Below are 18,731 nucleotides of genomic sequence, written 5' to 3'. Positions count from 1 at the left end.
GCAGACGCCCGAGGTTTTAAAATGACGGACTGGGGCCGTGTCTTCTGACACAGCCCCAGCGCAATTTTTGTGTCGCTTAAACGCGGCGGCGCTTCGGCGGACGGCAACCGTTGTGAGCAATCGGCGTCACGTCGCGGATCGACGTGATGTTGAAGCCCACAGCAGCCAGTGCGCGCAGAGCCGATTCACGACCCGAACCGGGACCCTGAACTTCGACTTCCAGCGTTTTGACGCCGTGATCCTGTGCTTTTTTGCCTGCATCTTCAGCAGCCATCTGAGCAGCGTAGGGGGTCGATTTCCGCGACCCTTTGAAACCCATGGTACCAGCCGACGACCACGAGATGGCGTTGCCTTGTACGTCCGAGATCAGGATCTTGGTGTTGTTGAACGACGAATTCACGTGGGCTACGCCCGAAGCGATATTCTTACGCTCTTTTTTCTTGGTACGAGTCTTATCGCGTGCCATTGATCAAACCCTCCCTTATTTCTTCTTACCAGCAATGGCCTTTGCAGGGCCTTTGCGGGTACGAGCGTTGGTGTGGGTACGCTGTCCGCGAACGGGCAGGTTACGACGATGGCGCAGACCGCGGTAGCAGCCCAGGTCCATCAGACGCTTGATGTTCATCTGAGTCTCACGACGCAGGTCACCTTCGACGGTATAGTTTTCGTCGATGTGCTCGCGGATTTTCAGAACTTCGGCATCCGACAGTTCATTAACGCGACGGGTCGCTTCAATGCCAACGGCTTCGCAGATCGCCTGCGCCGAAGTGTTACCGATACCGGTGATATATGTGAGGGCGATAGGTACCCGCTTTGCAGTCGGGATGTTTACGCCGGCAATACGTGCCACGTGTCACTTTCCTTTTCGTTGCGGTTCCGTAACTCCAGAACCTTTTTTCACAACGCTTTACCTTGGCAGTGTCGCCAGAGGGTCCAGCATTATATGAGGTAGTCTTTGCGCACGAAACGAATCCCGCGCGCGCGGTTGATTCCCAGAGGGATAGGGGTCGATATGGGCTTTTCCCGACAGGGTCAAGCCCATATGCAATCAGGCATCCAGAATGGCGCCGATCTCACCTTGTACCGCTTCGATCGAACCCAGGCCATCAACGTCCGAAAGCAGACCTTTGGCGTGGTAATACCCGATCAGCGGTGCAGTTTTCTTGTAGTATTCCATCAGGCGGATGCGCACGCTTTCCTCGTTGTCGTCAGCGCGGGCTTCCTTGCCTGCAGCCACGGCCTCGGCCGCGCGGTTGACGATGCGCTTTACCAGCGTTTCATCATCCACCTTCATCTCGATCACGGTGTCGAGTTTTTCGCCCTTTTCGGCCAGCAGCTCACCCAAGGCATCGGCTTGGGCCAACGTCCGGGGGAAACCGTCAAAGATGAACCCACCCTCGGCACCCTGCTCCAGCTTTTCTCGGATCAAGCCGATGACGATCTCGTCTGTGACCAGCTCGCCCTTGTCCATGACCTCGGCAACGCGCTTGCCCATTTCGGTGCCGCTGCTTTTTGCTTCGCGCAGCATATCGCCCGTGCTCAGCTGAACCATGCCGCGGGACGCAACCAAGTGTCCCGCCTGAGTGCCTTTGCCCGCACCCGGCGGGCCCAAAAGAATGATGTTCATCGACGAGCGGGTCCCTTCCTGCCGCGTTTCTTACCTTTGCCACGCAGTTGGGACTTTTCAATGAGCCCTTCGTATTGGTGCGCAAGCAAGTGACTTTGTACCTGCTGAATCGTGTCCATCGTGACAGAGACGATAATCAGCACCGAGGTACCACCGAAATAGAACGGAATTGCAAACTGGCCCCGCAGGATTTCTGGCAGGACACAGACCAGCGCCAGATAGGCCGAACCCAGAACCAGCACACGGTTGACCACATACTCCAGGTATTTGGCGGTGTTCTTGCCCGGACGAATACCGGGAACAAAGCCGTTCTGGTTCTTCAGGTTGTCTGCCACATCATCCGGTTTGAACGAGACATTGAACGTATAGAAATATGCAAAGAACACGATCATCGAGACGAAGAACAGAAGATAGAGCGGCTGACCTGGACCAAAGTTGGCCAGCAACCACGACATGATCGGACCATTGGCAGCGCCGGCCGAGAAGGTCGAGATCGTCACCGGCAGCAACAGCAGCGAGCTGGCAAAGATCGCCGGGATCACGCCTGCGGGGTTGACCTTTACCGGCAGGTGGCTCGAGCCTCCGTCATATACCTTCATGCCGACCTGACGGCGCGGGTATTGGATGTGGATCTTACGCAGGGCGCGTTCCATGAACACGACGAAAGTGATGGTGACGATGACCATCAGGATCACGGCGATGATCACGGCAGGGCTAAGCGCGCCCGAGCGACCCGAAGCCAGGAACTGTGCCAGCGCGGCGGGAACTTCGGCAATGATGCCCACAAAGATGATCAGCGAGATACCGTTGCCGATGCCGCGAGCGGTGATCTGTTCACCCAGCCACATCAGGAACATGGTGCCGCCAACCAGCGTGATCATGGTCGAGAAGCGGAAATAGAGACCGGGGTCAGTGGCCAGATCCCCCGATTCCAGCGACACAGCCAGACCGTAGGCCTGAACAGTGGCCAGGGCCACGGTGCCGAAACGGGTGTATTGGTTGATCTTCTTGCGACCCTGTTCGCCCTCTTTCTTGAGTTGCTCAAGTTGAGGAACCATGGCCGTCAGCAGCTGGACGATGATTGATGCCGAGATATAGGGCATGATGCCAAGGGCAAAGATGCCCATGCGCCCTAGCGCGCCCCCGGTGAACATCGAAACCATACCGCCGATGCCTTGCCCCGCCTGCTCCATGAACTCCCGCAGGGCGACGCCGTCGATTCCCGGCACCGGAATAAAGGTGCCCAGGCGGTAGACGATCAACAAACCCAGGGTGAACAGGATGCGGTTGCGCAGATCGGTGGCTTTGCCAAGGGCGGACCAGCTTGTGTTGGCCGCCATTTGTTCTGCTGCTGATACCATTATCGGTCTCTCTTATGAAAACACCGCCCAGAACCGTTCTCCGGCTCGGGCGGCGTCATGGAAAACTCATGCGACTATGTAAGCGGCTTAAGCGCCGCTCACAAGCGCTTACTCTGCCGCAGCAGCTTTTGTGACCTTAAGTGAACCGCCCGCTTTTTCGACTGCTTCAACAGCAGCTTTCGATGCGCCGGTCACTTCGATGTTCAGGGCAGCGGTCACTTCGCCTTTTGCCAGAACGCGGATGCCGTCCAGTTTGCGGCGAACCAGGCCGGACGCGATCAGCGCGTCTTCGGTGATGGCTGCTGCACCGTCCAGTTTCTTGGCGTCGACGAACTTCTGGATCAGGCCCAGGTTTACAACGGCGAATTCCTTACGGTTCGGCTTGTTGAAGCCACGCTTGGGCAGACGCTGGTACAAAGGCATCTGGCCGCCTTCGTAGCCATTGATGGCCACACCCGAACGGGATTTCTGACCTTTGATACCACGGCCACCGGTCTTACCTTTGCCGGAACCAACACCACGGCCTACGCGGGTGCGTTTTTTGGTTGCGCCGGCGTTATCGCTCAACTCGTGCAGTTTCATTTCGCTTCTCCTAAGCCGGATGTGACCCTCGAAGCGAGTGGGCCAACCACGGCATTTTTTGATTTTGATTCTCGCGGCGCAGTGCGCCACCGGGCGCGTATAGCGGGCCTGTCAGCGCAGATCAAGCCTTTCGGCCAACGTGTCAGTTAACCGGCGGATTGACCCAACATGTGGCCCCAAACGGACGCTGTACAGCTCGTTCGATCAATTCCAACCGATCCTGCCCATAGAACGGGTCGCCATCCACAACATAGGTTGGCGAACCAAAAACACTGAGCCCACGCGCATCTTCGGAATTTGACGCAACTTTGGCCTGCGCTTCTGGCCCAGTGCCCTGCTCGGCCAACGCTGATCCGTCAAGACCGCAGTGCTGCGCGATTGCAATCAGTGTCGCCTGATCCGACAAATCCGCATCATCCCGCCAATGCGCCTCGAGAATGGCATGAGCAAATGCATCTAAGTCTGGGCCCGACGAACCAAGCGCCGCAATCATGCCCGATGCCAAGCTGTAGTCCGCGTCGTGATACGTCGGGCGGTATTTGATCACCGGGACATCCCGGTACTCCGCCCAACGTTCAATTTCGCGTCCAAAGAAGTAATCGACATGGGCCTGCGTCCGGTCACGAAACGGCAGAGAGCCCTGAGCTTCGACCACCGGCGACAGATTGATCGGCTTGTGGACCAAGGTGATAGAGTGCTGCCCGCAGATCTCGTACAAGCGCCGAGATCCGAGATAGGCAAAGGCTGAATGGGCCGAGTAGTAGTATTCGATCGTTGTCATGCCGGTGAGACTAGGGACAACTCACCTCGGCAGCAAAGGAAAACCAGCCCATCCTTGACGATCAAAGGTGGCGGAACTGGTCGCCATAAACGTGGCGATTGGCGATGTTGTGGATTTCGTAGCGGCTGAAGCCGAAATCGTGCAGTTCGCGATCGGTCAGGCCGGACAGCTCGTTCACGGTGCGGCTGTATTCACCGCGCAGAACACGCGCTTGCTTCATGCTTTCAAATGCCGCGCGGATACGGGTTGCCAGCGAGTGACCAAAACCTTCGTGGGTTGCAACGTGTGCCATAGTTCAATTCCTCATACGGACCGGGCCTGATTGCCCGGTGAGTTTGTTTCTGTTCTTTGAAAGACAAACCGCAGGTATGACCTGCTTGCCCTTAGGACAACGCACAGTCTGGTCTGCCCGCTATGCAGTCAAAGCAACCCTGAACGAAAAACGCCCCCGAAAGTCGGAGGCGGTTCTTAGGATGCGTTCTGAGGTCTTACATCAAGACGGATCGTAGCTGCCGTTCTCATCGTGACGCTCTTCGCCACTCAGAGCAGGCGTGAAAACGCAAACAAAGCGCATCTTTGTCCTGGTTCGCAGGATATGCGCGTCGTTCTTATCCAGAACATAGATCGAGCCGACGCTCAGATTGTGAACCTCTCCGGTGGCGACGTTTTCAACCGTCCCCTCGCCCTCGATCACGTAATTGGATTCGATGTGGTTCTTGTAATGCAGATGCAACTCATTCCCGCCTTCAACCACGGTGTCGTGCAAGGAATAGCCCAACCCATCCCGCGCCAGCAGAATGCGCCGACTTTCCAGGTTGTAGCCCACCATGTGATCATCCGTTCCAATTACGGAAGCCAAGTCTTTGACGATCATCTTTCTCTCCCATCTGTCAAAACGCCAGCTCGCGCACTGTTTCGCAGACGACATCCCCCGGCAACTGAATTTCGCACCGACCAAAAGAAAAACGCCCCCGGTTCCCCGAGGGCGTTTTCCTAATTCTGATTATCGAAAAGCTTAGTCGCGCTCTTCGATGATCTCAACCAGATGCGGGATCTTGTTGACCATGCCGCGGACCGAAGGAGTATCTTCGAGTTCACGGGTTTTGTGCATCTTGTTCAGACCCAAACCAACCAGAGTAGCGCGCTGGTCGGCGGGGCGGCGGATCGGGGAACCGATCTGCTTGACGACGATGGTTTTTGCCATGGATCGCTCTCCTTACGCTTCAGCTTCGGCGGCAGCCGGTGCTTCGTCCCGCTTGGGCAGGATATCAGCAACCTTTTTGCCACGACGCTGTGCAACCGAACGGGGGCTGGCTTCTTTTTTCAGCCCGTCGATGGTGGCGCGGATCATGTTGTACGGGTTCTGCGAGCCGATCGACTTGGAAACCACGTCTTTCACGCCCAGCATTTCGAACACAGCACGCATCGGACCACCGGCGATGATACCAGTACCTTCCGGAGCGGTCCGCATCACGACCTTGCCTGCGCCGTGACGACCTTCGATGTCGTGGTGCAGGGTGCGGCCTTCGCGCAGAGGCACGCGGACCATCTGACGCTTGGCTTGCTCGGTGGCTTTGCGAATGGCCTCGGGGACCTCTTTCGCTTTACCTTTGCCAAAGCCAACACGGCCTTTCTGATCGCCGACAACCACCAGAGCGGCGAAGCCAAAGCGCTTACCACCTTTTACGGTTTTCGACACACGGTTGATCGCAACCAGGCGATCTGCAAATTCCGGTGCTTCCTCGCGGTCGCGACGGTTGCCCCGGCGGTTTTCACGTTCTGCCATGAGTGGCATTCCTTTCATAAAGGCGTCTGGCGCCTATCTGTCCAATCCTGGTGGGTCCCGATCAGGACCGGAACCCCCGGATCATCGGGGCGGTGCGAACACCGCCCACACTGTTTAGATCTTGAGACCACCTTCACGGGCAGCGTCGGCCAGAGCCTTCACCTTGCCGTGGAACAGGAAGCCGCCGCGATCAAAATAAGCTTCTTCAACGCCAGCTTTCTTGGCACGCTCGGCAATAGCCGCGCCCACCTTGGTAGCTGCTTCGACGTTGTTCTTGCCAACGACGCCCAGATCTTTTTCCAGGGTCGAGGCCGAAGCCAGAGTCACGCCACGAACATCGTCGATCAGCTGGACGCTGATGTTCTTGTTCGAACGGTGAACGGACAGACGCGGACGTCCGGCGTTCACTTTGCGCAGTTTGTTCCGGACGCGCAGGCGGCGCTTGAGGAACAGGGTCCGTTTGCTGTTTGCCATCTGTCTGGTCCTTACTTCTTCTTGCCTTCCTTACGGAAGATGAACTCGCCCTTGTAGCGGATACCTTTGCCTTTGTAGGGCTCGGGCTTACGCCATGCGCGGATTTCAGCAGCAACCTGGCCAACCGCCTGTTCGTCGATACCTTCGACAACAATCTCGGTTTGCTTAGGCGCCGTGATGGTCACGCCTTCGGGGGCGGTGTAGTCAACGTCGTGCGACAAGCCCAGGTTCAGCTTCAGGGTGTTGCCCTGCATCTGAGCCCGGTAACCAACACCCTGGATCTCCAGCTCTTTTTTGAAGCCGGAGGTCACGCCGGTTACCAGGTTGGCAACCATGGTGCGGGACATGCCCCACTGCTGGCGGGCACGCTTGGACGAGCCGCGCGGGTCGATTTTGACAACGTTGTCTTCGACGCTCAGAGTCACGTCGTCAGTTGCCGAGAAGCTGCGGGTCCCCTTCGGGCCTTTGACTTCGATGGTTTGGCCGGACACCGACGCGGTTACACCGCTGGGCAGTTCGACCGGTTTCTTACCAATACGAGACATTGCAGACCTCCTTAGAAGACGGTGCAGAGCACTTCGCCACCAACATTGTTGGAGCGAGCGTTTGCATCCGACATCACGCCTTTCGGAGTGCTGACAATCGACACGCCCAGGCCCTGACGGACCGACGGGATGTCATTGACGCCCATGTACACGCGACGACCGGGCTTCGAGACCCGCTTCAGTTCGCGAATGACAGGAGTGCCTTCGTAGTACTTCAGGCTGATTTCGATGGCCGGGTGGCCGTCGGCACCAGTGGTTGCTTCATAACCGCGGATGTAACCTTCGTCAGCCAGCACATCCAGAACCCATGCCCGCAGCTTCGAAGCCGGAGTCATGACGGTGGATTTGCCGCGCATCTGAGAGTTACGGATACGGGTGAGCATATCGCCGATAGGATCGTTCATATCTATGTCTCCCTTACCAGCTCGATTTCACCATGCCGGGGATCTGACCAGCAGAGCCCAGCTCGCGCAGCGCAATACGGCTGATCTTCAGCTTACGGTAGTAAGCGTGAGGACGGCCGGTCAGCTGGCAGCGGTTGTGCAGACGAGTAGCCGAGCTGTTGCGCGGCAGTTTCGCCAGTTTCAGACGCGCTTTGAAACGCTCTTCCATCGGCTTGCTTTCGTCATTCGCGATCTCTTTGAGCTCGGCACGTTTGGCAGCGTATTTTGCCACCAGGCGCTCGCGCTTTTTCTCGCGTTCGATCATTGCTTTTTTAGCCATGTCTTTTCCCTCCGGCGCTTACGCGTTGAACGGCATGTTGAAAGCTTTCAACAGTGCCTTGCCTTCAGCGTCGGTGTTCGCTGTGGTGGTGATTACGATGTCCATGCCCCAGGTCTCATCGACTTTGTCGAAATCGATCTCGGGGAACACGATGTGCTCCTTCATGCCCATGGCAAAGTTGCCACGACCGTCGAAAGAAGGTTTCACACCGCGGAAGTCACGGATACGCGGCATCGCGATGGTGATCAGGCGGTCCAGGAATTCGTACATCCGGTCACCGCGCAGGGTCACCTTGGCACCCAGAGGCATATCTTCACGAACACGGAAGCCCGCGATCGATTTCTTTGCCTTGGTGGACACAGCTTTTTGACCTGCGATTGCGGTCAGATCCTCGACAGCCGATTTGGCTTTCTTCGAGTCTTTGACAGCTTCAGCACCACAACCGATGTTCAGAACGATTTTTTCCAGCTTGGGCAGCTGCATGTCGTTCTTGTAGCCGAACTCTTCTTTCAGAGCGGCACGGATGGTTTCAACGTACTGAGTTTTCAGACGCGGGGTGTAGGTTGCGTTATCAAGCATCGATCACGTCCCCTGTGGTCTTGGCGAAGCGAACCTTCTTGTCACCTTCCATGCGGAAGCCAACGCGGGTTGCTTTGCCGTTTGCGTCCAGCAGTGCCAGGTTCGACAGCTCAATGGGGTTCGCCTGAGGCAGGCGGCCACCCTGGCTGTTCTGGGTCTGGCGCGTGTGACGGATCGCGATGTTGATACCTTCAACAACAGCTTTACCGGCTTTGGGGTCAACGGAAGAAATAGTGCCTTCCTTGCCCTTGTCCTTGCCAGCCAGCACGACGACCTTGTCGCCTTTGCGGAGTTTAGCAGCCATTGTTACAGCACCTCCGGAGCAAGCGAGATGATTTTCATGAAGTTTTTCGCGCGCAGCTCACGAACAACCGGGCCAAAGATACGTGTACCGACCGGCTCGTTGTTGTTGTTCAGGATGACAGCAGCGTTGCGATCAAAACGGATCGCGGTGCCGTCTTCGCGACGTACTTCTTTGGCGGTGCGAACGACGACGGCCTTACGGACATCACCTTTCTTAACGCGACCGCGCGGGATGGCTTCCTTGACCGAGACGACGATGATGTCGCCTACGGATGCGTACTTACGCTTGGAGCCACCCAGAACCTTGATGCACTGAACTCGGCGAGCGCCGGAGTTGTCAGCAACATCCAGGTTTGTTTGCATCTGGATCATGTGGTTTCTCCCGACCTATGGGGGGCCGATGCGTGGCCTGGTCCCCAGGGTTTCGACTCTGTCGAGTCGTCCGGGAAGCTTAAGATTTAAGCTTCCAGAACTTCCCAACGTTTCGTTTTCGATTTCGGCGCGCATTCGATGATGCGTACAGAGTCGCCGACCTTGAAAGCGTTCTTTTCATCGTGAGCCCGGTACTTCTTGGACTTACGGATGGTTTTCTTCAGAACGGGGTGCGTGAAACGACGCTCAACCGAGACAGTTACGGTCTGGGCGTTGGCGTCCGAGGTCACGGTGCCTTGCAGGATACGTTTGGGCATACTTCAGGCTCCTTATTCTGCAGAAGCTGCGGCAGCAGCTTTTTCGTTCAGGATGGTCTTCACGCGGGCAGCGTTGCGGCGAGCCGCCTTGATGCCTGCAGTGCTTTCCAGCTGACCGGTTGCCTGTTGAAAGCGCAGGTTAAAGCTCTCTTTCTTCAGGTTTGCGAGTTCCTCGCGGAGCTGGTCCGGAGTCTTGTCACGAAGTTCTTGGGCGTTCATCGCCTTTTTCCTTTTCTCAAAACACCAGAAGGCCCCGTAAACGGGTCACCTTGGACCTGGTGGATGAATACAACAAATGCGAATCCCCCGACTCAGCCGGGGGACGTGCAAGATGCCGCTACATAGGGGAGGTTGGGTGTGGGGGCAAGGGAAAGTTTCGCGCCCGACACCCTTTGTTCGTTGGGCCAAGCTGCAAGGATCAAACACACTTGATCACGCGTTCAACAATCGTCTCGAACCGCCAGGCGTCATGGCAGCGCGCCACCCAGAGGCGGCGTTTGGCGCCCACGATCAAAAGAGACTTACGAGTGCCGCGAAACTTGACGATCTCATCAAGTGCCATCTCTGCGGCCACACCATCCGACTCGTCGATCAGAACGCGCTGTGTCGTGATCAGATAGACGGTGCGCCGAAACAAACGATGCACGATCAACCAAGGTACCAACATCAAAGTTGGCGCAAAGACGGCAACTGCAATGAGGTCGGTCAGTGTCGGAAGGACGCGGGCTTGTTCGGAAAAGACAATCTGTTCATTTTCATTCAGCGTGAGAGGCTGGAAACCGGCCTGCATCATGTTTTGGCACAATCAATCAAGTCAATAATCGTAGCAGCAAACGTTAGCCATTTCGCTGTGATTGGCAACCGAATAAGCATAGAAAAACAAACTTGAAATTACCCCTGTTTCCATCAATGAAAGCCAGGTTTCAGCCGACCGGAGACCGAAATGAGCGGCACCTTTGCATTCTTGGTTCACTACGGCTTTCACTTTGTGATGCCCTTTGCCTTAGCGCGGGTCCTGTTTGGGCGTGAAAGATGGCTTACAGCGGCCCTGCTGATGATCGCGGCAAACACCATTGATGCCGATCACCTGCTGGCGACGCCGATATTTGACCCCAACCGATGCAGCATCGGGTTTCATCCCTTGCACTCTGGCGGTGCCGCCCTTGCCTATGGATTACTTCTGCTTGTGCCTTCGTGGAAGCTGCGCGCCTTTGCGCTTGGCTGCTTGTGGCATCTGGCGACCGACAGCCTTGATTGTTGGATGCAAGGCACCGCAACCCTCTGACATCGCAGCGCCTGGGTGCGCTGAACATGGGTGGAAGCGTCGTTCCCCAAGAACTTCTGGGAAATTCCAGACCTAGCGCAGCAAAGTCTGCATCAGGCGTTTGGTTCCCGGGTTTGGGTGGTTTGAAACATCAGCTTGGCCCGCATGTCCCGTGCAATTGCGCTTTCGATTGCGGACATCAAAGAATGATTGGCATCGCGCAGACGCTCAAGCTTTGGACGCTCTATCCGCCACGTCCGCAAAGCGGTTTGCGCCTTTGCAGAAGCCGTCGCGCGACCATCTCCCATCAGAGACATCTCGCCAATGAAATGGCCACCCGAGACGGTCCGCACCAAACGGTCGTTTGTTTCGATCAGTACATCGCCTCGTTCTACAAATGTCAGGAATTCCGGTGTGCGCCCTTCCACCGTCAGGATGGTTCCTTCGGGCAGCGTTTCCCAGCGACCAAGGTCCAGAAAGCGGCGCGCCTGGCCTGGCGAAAGTCCTGCAAGCAACTCGGTTCTGAAACGGTCTTCCTCTGCCGAGAAACTCGCACGGCGATCGTTGCGCCACAGCAGGAACAGCTCTCCGACATTCACCAGCACCAGAAGAGACTGCCAGAATACACCAACGGGATTGCCCAGCCAAAAGTGGTCAAACGCAATGCCCGCCAAGGCCGAAGCAACAACGAATATCCTCAGCCAGAGCATCTGGCGCATCAGCATGGACAAAACCAACAACAGGTAGGACAGATGCCCAGCCCAACCTTCGGTGATGAAATTGGTGTCCAGTGTCAGGCCCGAACCCTCCGTTCTTTGGCGAAATACCCAAAGGTATACCCGAAAAACGCAACTTACGGTACTACCCCACAAATTGCCGCAAGGTTACGTTCGTGCATTGCACACAGCTCTTTTGGGCATCTGATCGCCAAGGCTAGATCACGTCCTGCGCGTTTTCGATCCAGATCAACCTAGCGCGCAACGTCTTTGTAGTGATCACCCAAGGCAATGTTGTCCAGTTTCAGTGAGAACCCATTATCTGTTCGACCTCTATAGATCCCGGTTTTCAAAGTGCATTGCTGCTTGCCTTGCTTCCACCCCAACGCGGATGAAACGCTCACCACCTTTTTTCCATCTATCCATAGGCGCGCATATCCATTTGCCCCCATGCGAAACCCCATGACGACCGAGACCCAACGCCCCCTTGGCAAAGCGACGCTGCCAAGCGGTTCGTAAGTGTCGCTTTCGGTGCGAGACACCAGAGTAAGCGTGCTCTCTGGGTACAAGTTCAACGAAATCGGCGGTGATGTTGCCACCCCATGTTGCGGGCATTGCAACAACAACTGCCAGTCGTCGCTGATTTTCGCGTTCCTGGGAAGGAAGAGATCAAAACCTACATGCCAAGGCCGTTCCCAAGTGATCCCAGAATAGATCTGCAACTCGGTTCGGTCATAATTGGCTCCGGCAGGAGTTGGCCCAGTTTCAAGCAACAATGCGCTGCCACGTCCCCCGCTGGAGAACTTGCCGTCCTGGCCACCCCCACCGGTTCTGAGGCGGTAAAACTTTCCGTTGTCCTGAACACCTTCTGATGCAAGCTCAGCACCCTCGAAGTCGAGCCCATAGTAAGTGTCTGCGCAAACAATTTGCACCATCAGACAATTCGCAAGAAGGACCAGGCTTGCTAGCTTGGCACACCGACCATTCGAACACCTGAGCTTACCAAACATCCAGAGCCTCCAGACTCGTGAGCCAGTGCAACCATTTTGGTGCTTTCTATGACCAAGTATAGTTAAAGCTGACCGAAATTCTTTCGTCATCTGCCATGTTCATCGGAACTTCATGGCGCAGCCAGCTTTCCCACAACAAGACGTCACCAACTTTAGGCTTCACATAGATGAATGGCTGGAGCTCTCTACTGCCATTCTTGAGCCGAGTCGGCGCAGCCATCATTCGGCCTGAACGGGGATCCTCCAGCTTGAGTGCACTGGCCCCTTCCGGCATCGACACATAGGTGGTGCCCGAAATCACAGAATGCGGGTGGATATGGCTGGCATGCATGCCGCCCTCGGGCAGGATGTTGATCCAAATGTCTTCCAGCTTGAGTTCGCGATCATCCAGGTCGAATTCCAGATCCTTGGCAAAGGCCTGAATATGTTTATCTAGCGACTTGATCACGTCAGCAAAGATCGGAAAGCGCCAGCCCAAATCGGTCAACGACGCATAAGACGTGTAACCGGGATAGCCGTTCTCTTCACACCACTCCTGCCCTGCCTCGTCATCTTCGGCGATGGAATAACAGGACGCCTCGAGTTCCGCGGAATCTACCTTAGGGGCGAATTCCGACAGCGCGGCGTGGTACAAGCGGGTGACAAAAAGCGATTCAATCTTGGGCATGCGCCCTCATACCCCAGTCGGGTAGCAAGCGCGAGGTTTCATCAAGAGATAACCTTGCCATGATCGAAACAAATTGGGGTGGCCATTTGGGCCACCCCGTTGGTTTCATGCTCAGGAAAGAGGCGAGCAGACAGCGGTACCGTCGGTCGTGGTGGCCAGTGTATACCCTTCAGGGCAGCTGGCGTTGCCAAGCTTGTCATAGGACGGTGCAAATGTGACCGGAACCGGTTCTTCCTGCTGTGCGCAGGCGACCAGTGTGGCAGCAACCAGACCAAGGGCAGCAAATTTCAGTTTCATCTTCAATTGTCCTCTCGTTCGAATAATGGTTCCCAGAAGATGGGTCTCTAGGCAAGGAGGCATTCCTCGGAACCAGATTTGCAGAACTTCAGCCAGAAGTCGAATCCCACATTCAAACCCGCGAATTTTAGTCGGCGGCATCAAGCTTGGAGCTGAGCGTTTTGGCAACTGAATGCCGAAACGTCTTTCACATTCCGCTTACGCAAAGGCCTTGATTCACTCAGTAGCAGCCGCAACCGCATCCTTCATCGCGTCCTCGCCCTTTTTCCACAGATTGCCCTGCCAAAGTTCTTCCAAGCCGGTCTCACCACTCACCCCTTTGGTCGTGAGATAGTCATAGTAGGACGTCGGTTTGGTCCCTGTCAGGTTGTAGAAGTCCGGGCTGCAACGGGTATAGAAGCCATTGGTCAAGTACTCAAAGAACTCGGCACGGGTGCTACCGAAGTCAGCCTCAAAATCCTCCATCGACTGTGGGCGATATTCGATGTCTTGTCCCATTGCGCGACCCAAATCGTTTGCGATTTCGGCCATCGACTGCGGTGCCGGTCCGGTAATGTCATAGAATTTGTTGCCATGCCGTTCGGGACCTTCGCTGAGCACCACGGCAGCGGCCGCAGCAATGTCCCGTGTCGCCACGAACGAGTTGCGCGTGTTGCCCAGCGGGTTGCTGAACCACCCCTCGTTCCGGATTTGATCGCAGTCGGTCTTGAGCAGGTGGTTCATGAAGAAATTGTTGCGCAGCGCAGTAACCGTCAGCCCCTCGTCGATCAGTGCCTTTTCGCCCCACCAATAGTGCTGCAGCATCAGCGGTATCGCCGCACCCGCGCGCGAGGCATGGGTATCCACGTCATACGACGCGGTGTTGGTATCAGCGCCCATGCAGCTGATACGGACCACATGTTTCATCGCATCCTTGCGACGCCCCAACTCCTTGCAAAACGCCAGATGCCCTTCGAGCATCGGGTCCAACGACGCGGAGTAGACAGCACAAACGCCATCCAGCGCAGCGGCCCAAGTGCTCTCATCCGAAAGGTCGAATTTGACCACCTCGTCGGCACCCAAGGCCAAGAGCTGTTCTGCCTTTGCCTCGCTGAAATAGCAGGCCCGCACGTTAAACTGTTCATTGTTGGCAAGGTGCGCCACCAATTCGCGCCCGATGCGCCCGGTTGCCGAAGTGACGAGGACGGTTTGCTTGGACATGTGGATTCCTTTTCGTTACCCGGTCGCCAATACGGCAGCCGGGCCATTGCAGTGTTGATGGCGAAAATACTGTGCTTCACTTATTGGAATTGACCGCAAGCGACAAATGATCCGCACGAAACAGCAGACAAACAAAAAAGGCCCCGCCGATAACCTCGGCAGGGCCTCAATGTCTTGCGATATCGACTGGCTTACCAGTCTTCGCGAACCACGATACGGGTCTTGATCGGCAGCTTCATCGCGGCCAGGCGCAGGGCCTCGCGTGCGATGTCGTCGTTGACGCCGTCGATTTCGAACATCACGCGGCCAGGCTTGACCTTGGCTGCCCAGAAATCAACAGAACCCTTACCTTTACCCATACGAACTTCGGTCGGCTTCGAGGTGACCGGAGTGTCGGGGAAGATACGGATCCAAACGCGGCCTTGACGTTTCATGTGACGCGTCATGGCACGACGTGCAGCTTCGATCTGGCGCGCGGTGACGCGCTCAGGCTGCAGAGCCTTCAGACCATAGGTGCCGAAGTTCAGATCAGAACCGCCTTTTGCGAGGCCTTTGATCCGGCCTTTGTGCATTTTGCGGAATTTAGTACGCTTTGGTTGAAGCATTTCTCAAGCCTCCCTTAGCGACGACCGCCAGCACCGCGAGGTGCAGGGCCATCCTGGAGTTCCTGTGCTTTACGGTCACGCGCCTGCGGGTCATGCTCCATGATCTCGCCTTTGAAGATCCAGGTCTTGATCCCGATGATCCCGTAGGGAGTGGTAGCTTCCACATGTGCGTAATCGATGTCGGCACGCAGAGTGTGCAGAGGCACACGACCTTCGCGGTACCATTCGGTCCGTGCGATTTCGGCGCCGCCCAGACGACCAGCCACGTTCACCCGGATACCCAGGGCGCCCATGCGCATGGCGTTCTGAACCGCACGCTTCATGGCGCGGCGGAAGGATACACGACGTTCCAGCTGCTGAGCGATCGACTCGCCAACCAACTGTGCGTCCAGCTCGGGCTTACGAACCTCAACGATGTTGAGGTGCAGCTCGCTGTCGGTCATCGTGGCAATCTTTTTGCGCAGAGTTTCGATGTCTGCACCTTTCTTGCCGATGATGACGCCAGGGCGTGCTGTGTGGATCGTAACGCGGCACTTTTTGTGCGGACGTTCGATGATCACACGAGCAATACCAGCTTGCTTGCACTCATCCTTGATGAACTCGCGGATTTTCAGGTCCTCGAGCAGCAGGTCACCATAGTCTTTGGTGTCTGCGTACCAGCGGCTGTCCCAGGTGCGGTTGACCTGGAGGCGCATGCCGATCGGATTTACTTTGTTACCCATTAGGCTTGCTCCTCAACTTGACGCACCTTGATGGTGAGTTCCGAGAACGGCTTGATGATCTTGCCGAACCGGCCACGTGCCCGCGGGCGACCGCGCTTCATGGTCAGGTTTTTACCCACATACGCCTCGGCGACGATCAGTTCATCGACGTCCAGGTTGTGGTTGTTCTCGGCGTTGGCGATTGCGGACTGAAGGCATTTCTTCACGTCTGCTGCGATACGCTTGTTCGAGAAGGTCAGATCGGTCAGAGCGCGATCAACCTTCTTGCCGCGGATCATCGCTGCAACCAGGTTCAGTTTCTGCGGGCTGGTGCGAAGCATGCGAGTTTTCGCCATTGCTTCGTTGTCTGCCACGCGGCGGGGGTTCTTTGCCTTGCCCATGACTTACTTCCGCTTCGCTTTTTTGTCAGCGGCGTGGCCATAATAGGTGCGGGTCGGCGAGTATTCACCGAACTTCTGACCAATCATGTCTTCCGAGACGTTGACGGGAATGTGCTTCTGACCGTTGTACACACCAAATGTCAGGCCCACGAACTGGGGCAGGATGGTGGAACGACGCGACCAGATCTTGATCACTTCGTTACGGCCCGATTCACGAGCAGCTTCTGCCTTTTTGAGAACGTAAGCGTCAACAAAAGGGCCTTTCCAAACAGAGCGAGACATAGATTAACGCCCCTTCTTCTTGGCGTGCCGCGAGCGGATGATCAGCTTGCTGGACGCTTTGTTCTTGTTGCGGGTGCGTGCACCCTTGGTCGGCTTGCCCCAAGGCGTCACCGGGTGACGACCACCCGAGGTCCGGCCTTCACCACCACCGTGGGGGTGGTCGATCGGGTTCATAACCACACCACGAACCGACGGGCGGATGCCTTTGTGGCGCATACGACCGGCTTTACCGTAGTTCTGGTTCGAGTTGTCGGGGTTCGACACAGCACCAACGGTGGCCATGCATTCCTGACGCACCAGACGCAGTTCGCCCGAGCTCAGGCGGATCTGAGCGTAACCGCCGTCACGACCAACGAACTGAGCATAAGTACCAGCTGCGCGGGCAATCTGACCGCCTTTGCCGGGCTTCATTTCGATGTTGTGAACGATGGTACCGATCGGCATGCCCGAGAACGGCATTGCGTTACCCGGCTTGATGTCGGCCTTTGCCGAGGCGACAACCTGATCACCAACAGCCAGACGCTGCGGAGCCAGGATGTATGCCTGCTCGCCGTCTTCGTATTTGACCAGTGCGATGAATGCAGTCCGGTTCGGGTCGTATTCGATCCGTTCAACGGTTGCTGCCACATCAAATTTGTTGCGTTTGAAGTCAACGATCCGGTAGAGGCGCTTTGCCCCACCACCGCGGCGTCGCGATGTAATCCGTCCGGTGTTGTTCCGGCCGCCCGATTTCGTCAGACCCTCGGTGAGGGCTTTGACGGGGCGTCCTTTCCAGAGCTCCGAACGGTCGATCAGCACCAGCCCGCGCTGGCCCGGCGTCGTCGGCTTATACGACTTGAGTGCCATGCTTTCTGTCTTCCGTTTAGCGTGCGTGTCCTTAGGTTCTTGTCTTTGGACCCGCTATGTTAAAGGCCCCCTTTCGCGCGGATAAACCCGCTACTGAGGTGCCCAGGATATAGGGCCCCGAAGGTCCCCGATTCAAATATCAGAAGCCCCGGAACGAATCCGAGGCTGCACGATTGGTGCGAGGTACCAGAGAACATAGTAGGTGTCTATAGCGAGATCACAGATTCCCACTGCCGGCATCCACGCCGGGCAACAATCCGTATCAACACAAAGATCGCGCGATCACTTCTTGTCGCGCGCAGCCTTTTCTTCTTTGGTCAGCTTGTTGTTCCAAACGTTCTTGCTAAGCCCCAATTCGGGGTTCGCAGGCTTGGTTTTGCCAACACTCACTTTACCACCCTTGTTCAGGTATTCCTGAATAAGCGCGTCATCTGTCGTTTCTTTGGGGACATGTTTCATAAGTCGAAGCCTAGCCACCAAGAGCGATTTACACAATGACCGTTCGACGATCTTGACCCGAACACCTCAGAAGGAGACTCAATCAATGCATCAAGCCGTACCAGCGCCGTCCCGCGGGGTGGCGCTCATCCAGATTTTCGTGCCTTTTTATGGTGCAAAACGCATCCAACCAAAGTGTTGCGCGAGACTTCACCAAAGCACCGCCCCATGGGGAAGGGACGGCGCTGGCGCGGCGGCCTGAGGCCTTGATTCCGCGCTTGGCGCATCAAAGACTTCCACCCCGATGGGTGACAGTGTTAAATCTTTCATCTTCAGCAGGCGGCACGAAGTATGCCGCAATCTGATCAAATTGGCTTTCAGAGACTATGAACTCATGCGAGCCAGATGCATTGCGTCTGTCCAGTCTAGCTTTGCAAACGGCATCCGGCACGTCCAGAACGTGCAAAACATGATCAACACCGCTGCAATCAATGAGGCTGCGCAACCACTGGCGACTGCTCACGGTGTTAGCCTGAAAATCCAGTACGACCGAGACACCCGCACCTAAAAGATCCAGAACATGAGGCCCCATCGCATCCCTAAGCTTTTCCGAGCATCGTGCGAAGTCGGCTATTGAGGACATTTGATCGCCAAACAATTTGGCCAGCCATTCATCCTCGGAAATACGCAATGCACCGCATTCCACCACAATCTGTTGAGCCAAGGTAGACTTGCCCGAGGCAATTTTGCCGCAGATCATATGCAGCATTGGTTTGGCGGATGACATGGCCATGAACTCCTATGCAAACAAATGAAAAGGGCCCCCGCATGATGCGGAGGCCCCAAGATCACAA

At 56.2% G+C, this 18,731-nt stretch carries 33 protein-coding genes; 1 reads left to right on the top strand and 32 read right to left on the bottom strand.

The annotated features are described in order from the left end of the window. Positions 1 to 76: 76 nt before the first annotated feature. The 20 genes from rpsK to TRM7615_RS23780 all read right to left on the bottom strand — a co-directional run bounded on the left by rpsK (position 77) and on the right by TRM7615_RS23780 (position 10,243). A complete protein-coding gene (rpsK, locus tag TRM7615_RS23875) occupies positions 77 to 466 on the bottom strand; it encodes a 30S ribosomal protein S11 (RefSeq protein ID WP_085794095.1) in 390 nt (129 codons plus the stop codon). A gap of 15 nt (positions 467 to 481) precedes the next feature. Continuing rightward, complete coding sequence (rpsM, locus tag TRM7615_RS23870; protein WP_108792474.1) at positions 482 to 850, bottom strand: 30S ribosomal protein S13; 369 nt, start codon at positions 848 to 850, stop codon at positions 482 to 484. Between the two features lie 198 nt (positions 851 to 1,048). After that, the gene (locus TRM7615_RS23865) at positions 1,049 to 1,627 is read right to left on the bottom strand and encodes an adenylate kinase (protein WP_108792472.1); all 579 of its coding nucleotides are present in this window, start codon (positions 1,625 to 1,627) and stop codon (positions 1,049 to 1,051) included. Next, positions 1,624 to 2,988: a preprotein translocase subunit SecY gene (secY, locus tag TRM7615_RS23860; RefSeq protein WP_085794091.1), complete on the bottom strand. Its 1,365-nt coding sequence runs from the start codon at positions 2,986 to 2,988 to the stop codon at positions 1,624 to 1,626. The genes TRM7615_RS23865 and secY overlap by 4 nt, the downstream gene beginning before the upstream one ends. 108 nt (positions 2,989 to 3,096) lie before the next feature. Continuing rightward, the gene (gene rplO, locus TRM7615_RS23855) at positions 3,097 to 3,570 is read right to left on the bottom strand and encodes a 50S ribosomal protein L15 (protein ID WP_108792470.1); all 474 of its coding nucleotides are present in this window, start codon (positions 3,568 to 3,570) and stop codon (positions 3,097 to 3,099) included. A 142-nt stretch (positions 3,571 to 3,712) separates the two neighbouring features. Beyond that, complete coding sequence (locus TRM7615_RS23850; RefSeq protein ID WP_108792468.1) at positions 3,713 to 4,351, bottom strand: 2-hydroxychromene-2-carboxylate isomerase; 639 nt, start codon at positions 4,349 to 4,351, stop codon at positions 3,713 to 3,715. Positions 4,352 to 4,412: 61 nt separating this feature from the next. Further along, on the bottom strand, positions 4,413 to 4,643 hold the full coding sequence (locus TRM7615_RS23845; RefSeq protein WP_207775267.1) for a DUF1127 domain-containing protein: 231 nt from the start codon (positions 4,641 to 4,643) through the stop codon (positions 4,413 to 4,415). Between the two features lie 201 nt (positions 4,644 to 4,844). After that, entirely contained in the window at positions 4,845 to 5,225 is a 381-nt protein-coding gene (locus TRM7615_RS23840) for an ectoine synthase (protein ID WP_108792466.1), read from the bottom strand. A gap of 141 nt (positions 5,226 to 5,366) precedes the next feature. Further along, positions 5,367 to 5,555, bottom strand: coding sequence for a 50S ribosomal protein L30 (rpmD, locus tag TRM7615_RS23835; protein ID WP_008559881.1), 189 nt, complete (start codon positions 5,553 to 5,555; stop codon positions 5,367 to 5,369). 12 nt (positions 5,556 to 5,567) lie between these two features. After that, positions 5,568 to 6,137, bottom strand: coding sequence for a 30S ribosomal protein S5 (gene rpsE, locus TRM7615_RS23830; protein ID WP_108792464.1), 570 nt, complete (start codon positions 6,135 to 6,137; stop codon positions 5,568 to 5,570). 114 nt (positions 6,138 to 6,251) lie between these two features. Then, positions 6,252 to 6,611, bottom strand: coding sequence for a 50S ribosomal protein L18 (gene rplR, locus TRM7615_RS23825; protein WP_058283506.1), 360 nt, complete (start codon positions 6,609 to 6,611; stop codon positions 6,252 to 6,254). 11 nt (positions 6,612 to 6,622) lie between these two features. Further along, positions 6,623 to 7,156 carry a 50S ribosomal protein L6 gene (gene rplF, locus TRM7615_RS23820; protein WP_108792462.1) on the bottom strand — a complete coding sequence of 178 codons (534 nt, stop codon included), beginning with the start codon at positions 7,154 to 7,156 and terminating at the stop codon, positions 6,623 to 6,625. 11 nt (positions 7,157 to 7,167) lie between these two features. Then, complete coding sequence (gene rpsH, locus TRM7615_RS23815) at positions 7,168 to 7,560, bottom strand: 30S ribosomal protein S8 (RefSeq protein WP_085794084.1); 393 nt, start codon at positions 7,558 to 7,560, stop codon at positions 7,168 to 7,170. Between the two features lie 13 nt (positions 7,561 to 7,573). Beyond that, a complete protein-coding gene (rpsN, locus tag TRM7615_RS23810) occupies positions 7,574 to 7,879 on the bottom strand; it encodes a 30S ribosomal protein S14 (protein ID WP_085794083.1) in 306 nt (101 codons plus the stop codon). Between the two features lie 18 nt (positions 7,880 to 7,897). Continuing rightward, complete coding sequence (gene rplE / locus TRM7615_RS23805) at positions 7,898 to 8,458, bottom strand: 50S ribosomal protein L5 (RefSeq protein WP_085794082.1); 561 nt, start codon at positions 8,456 to 8,458, stop codon at positions 7,898 to 7,900. Beyond that, positions 8,451 to 8,762: a 50S ribosomal protein L24 gene (gene rplX, locus TRM7615_RS23800; RefSeq protein WP_108792459.1), complete on the bottom strand. Its 312-nt coding sequence runs from the start codon at positions 8,760 to 8,762 to the stop codon at positions 8,451 to 8,453. Before rplX ends, rplE begins: the two co-directional genes overlap by 8 nt. 2 nt (positions 8,763 to 8,764) lie before the next feature. Then, a complete protein-coding gene (gene rplN / locus TRM7615_RS23795; protein ID WP_005621870.1) occupies positions 8,765 to 9,133 on the bottom strand; it encodes a 50S ribosomal protein L14 in 369 nt (122 codons plus the stop codon). Positions 9,134 to 9,219: 86 nt separating this feature from the next. After that, positions 9,220 to 9,450, bottom strand: coding sequence for a 30S ribosomal protein S17 (gene rpsQ, locus TRM7615_RS23790; protein ID WP_085794080.1), 231 nt, complete (start codon positions 9,448 to 9,450; stop codon positions 9,220 to 9,222). Between the two features lie 12 nt (positions 9,451 to 9,462). Further along, positions 9,463 to 9,669: a 50S ribosomal protein L29 gene (rpmC, locus tag TRM7615_RS23785; protein ID WP_085794079.1), complete on the bottom strand. Its 207-nt coding sequence runs from the start codon at positions 9,667 to 9,669 to the stop codon at positions 9,463 to 9,465. Positions 9,670 to 9,868: 199 nt separating this feature from the next. Further along, positions 9,869 to 10,243: a hypothetical protein gene (locus TRM7615_RS23780; RefSeq protein WP_125133739.1), complete on the bottom strand. Its 375-nt coding sequence runs from the start codon at positions 10,241 to 10,243 to the stop codon at positions 9,869 to 9,871. A gap of 150 nt (positions 10,244 to 10,393) precedes the next feature. On the opposite strand from TRM7615_RS23780, the gene TRM7615_RS25675 reads away from it, so the two are divergent. Continuing rightward, entirely contained in the window at positions 10,394 to 10,735 is a 342-nt protein-coding gene (locus tag TRM7615_RS25675; protein WP_165821524.1) for a DUF6122 family protein, read from the top strand. 92 nt (positions 10,736 to 10,827) lie between these two features. Here TRM7615_RS25675 and TRM7615_RS23770 read toward each other — a convergent pair whose 3' ends face one another. The 12 genes from TRM7615_RS23770 to TRM7615_RS23720 all read right to left on the bottom strand — a co-directional run bounded on the left by TRM7615_RS23770 (position 10,828) and on the right by TRM7615_RS23720 (position 18,664). After that, the gene (locus TRM7615_RS23770; RefSeq protein WP_108792494.1) at positions 10,828 to 11,439 is read right to left on the bottom strand and encodes a Crp/Fnr family transcriptional regulator; all 612 of its coding nucleotides are present in this window, start codon (positions 11,437 to 11,439) and stop codon (positions 10,828 to 10,830) included. Positions 11,440 to 11,684: 245 nt separating this feature from the next. Beyond that, positions 11,685 to 12,365, bottom strand: coding sequence for a heparin lyase I family protein (locus tag TRM7615_RS23765; RefSeq protein ID WP_165821523.1), 681 nt, complete (start codon positions 12,363 to 12,365; stop codon positions 11,685 to 11,687). Between the two features lie 121 nt (positions 12,366 to 12,486). Next, positions 12,487 to 13,107 carry a 2OG-Fe(II) oxygenase family protein gene (locus TRM7615_RS23760; protein WP_108792451.1) on the bottom strand — a complete coding sequence of 207 codons (621 nt, stop codon included), beginning with the start codon at positions 13,105 to 13,107 and terminating at the stop codon, positions 12,487 to 12,489. 111 nt (positions 13,108 to 13,218) lie between these two features. Next, entirely contained in the window at positions 13,219 to 13,404 is a 186-nt protein-coding gene (locus TRM7615_RS23755; protein WP_235824199.1) for a hypothetical protein, read from the bottom strand. A gap of 216 nt (positions 13,405 to 13,620) precedes the next feature. Continuing rightward, positions 13,621 to 14,604, bottom strand: a complete 984-nt coding sequence (locus TRM7615_RS23750) for an NAD(P)H-binding protein (protein ID WP_108792447.1) — start codon at positions 14,602 to 14,604, stop codon at positions 13,621 to 13,623. Between the two features lie 191 nt (positions 14,605 to 14,795). Beyond that, positions 14,796 to 15,209 (bottom strand): 50S ribosomal protein L16, encoded by a 414-nt coding sequence (gene rplP, locus TRM7615_RS23745; protein WP_108792445.1) that lies wholly within the window; start codon positions 15,207 to 15,209, stop codon positions 14,796 to 14,798. A 14-nt stretch (positions 15,210 to 15,223) separates the two neighbouring features. Next, positions 15,224 to 15,931: a 30S ribosomal protein S3 gene (rpsC, locus tag TRM7615_RS23740; RefSeq protein ID WP_085794070.1), complete on the bottom strand. Its 708-nt coding sequence runs from the start codon at positions 15,929 to 15,931 to the stop codon at positions 15,224 to 15,226. Further along, entirely contained in the window at positions 15,931 to 16,311 is a 381-nt protein-coding gene (gene rplV, locus TRM7615_RS23735) for a 50S ribosomal protein L22 (protein WP_085794069.1), read from the bottom strand. Before rplV ends, rpsC begins: the two co-directional genes overlap by 1 nt. A gap of 3 nt (positions 16,312 to 16,314) precedes the next feature. Continuing rightward, complete coding sequence (rpsS, locus tag TRM7615_RS23730; RefSeq protein ID WP_005980699.1) at positions 16,315 to 16,593, bottom strand: 30S ribosomal protein S19; 279 nt, start codon at positions 16,591 to 16,593, stop codon at positions 16,315 to 16,317. A gap of 3 nt (positions 16,594 to 16,596) precedes the next feature. Next, positions 16,597 to 17,439 carry a 50S ribosomal protein L2 gene (gene rplB / locus TRM7615_RS23725; protein ID WP_108792443.1) on the bottom strand — a complete coding sequence of 281 codons (843 nt, stop codon included), beginning with the start codon at positions 17,437 to 17,439 and terminating at the stop codon, positions 16,597 to 16,599. A 282-nt stretch (positions 17,440 to 17,721) separates the two neighbouring features. Next, positions 17,722 to 17,898: a hypothetical protein gene (locus tag TRM7615_RS25670; RefSeq protein ID WP_165821522.1), complete on the bottom strand. Its 177-nt coding sequence runs from the start codon at positions 17,896 to 17,898 to the stop codon at positions 17,722 to 17,724. Positions 17,899 to 18,163: 265 nt separating this feature from the next. Further along, positions 18,164 to 18,664 carry a P-loop nucleotide/nucleoside kinase family protein gene (locus tag TRM7615_RS23720; protein ID WP_207775266.1) on the bottom strand — a complete coding sequence of 167 codons (501 nt, stop codon included), beginning with the start codon at positions 18,662 to 18,664 and terminating at the stop codon, positions 18,164 to 18,166. Positions 18,665 to 18,731 lie beyond the last annotated feature (67 nt).

It is taken from the genome of Falsiruegeria mediterranea M17 (genome assembly GCF_900302455.1).
In the GTDB taxonomy this organism is placed as follows: domain Bacteria; phylum Pseudomonadota; class Alphaproteobacteria; order Rhodobacterales; family Rhodobacteraceae; genus Falsiruegeria; species Falsiruegeria mediterranea.
This window is presented reverse-complemented; position numbering and strand designations above follow the sequence as displayed.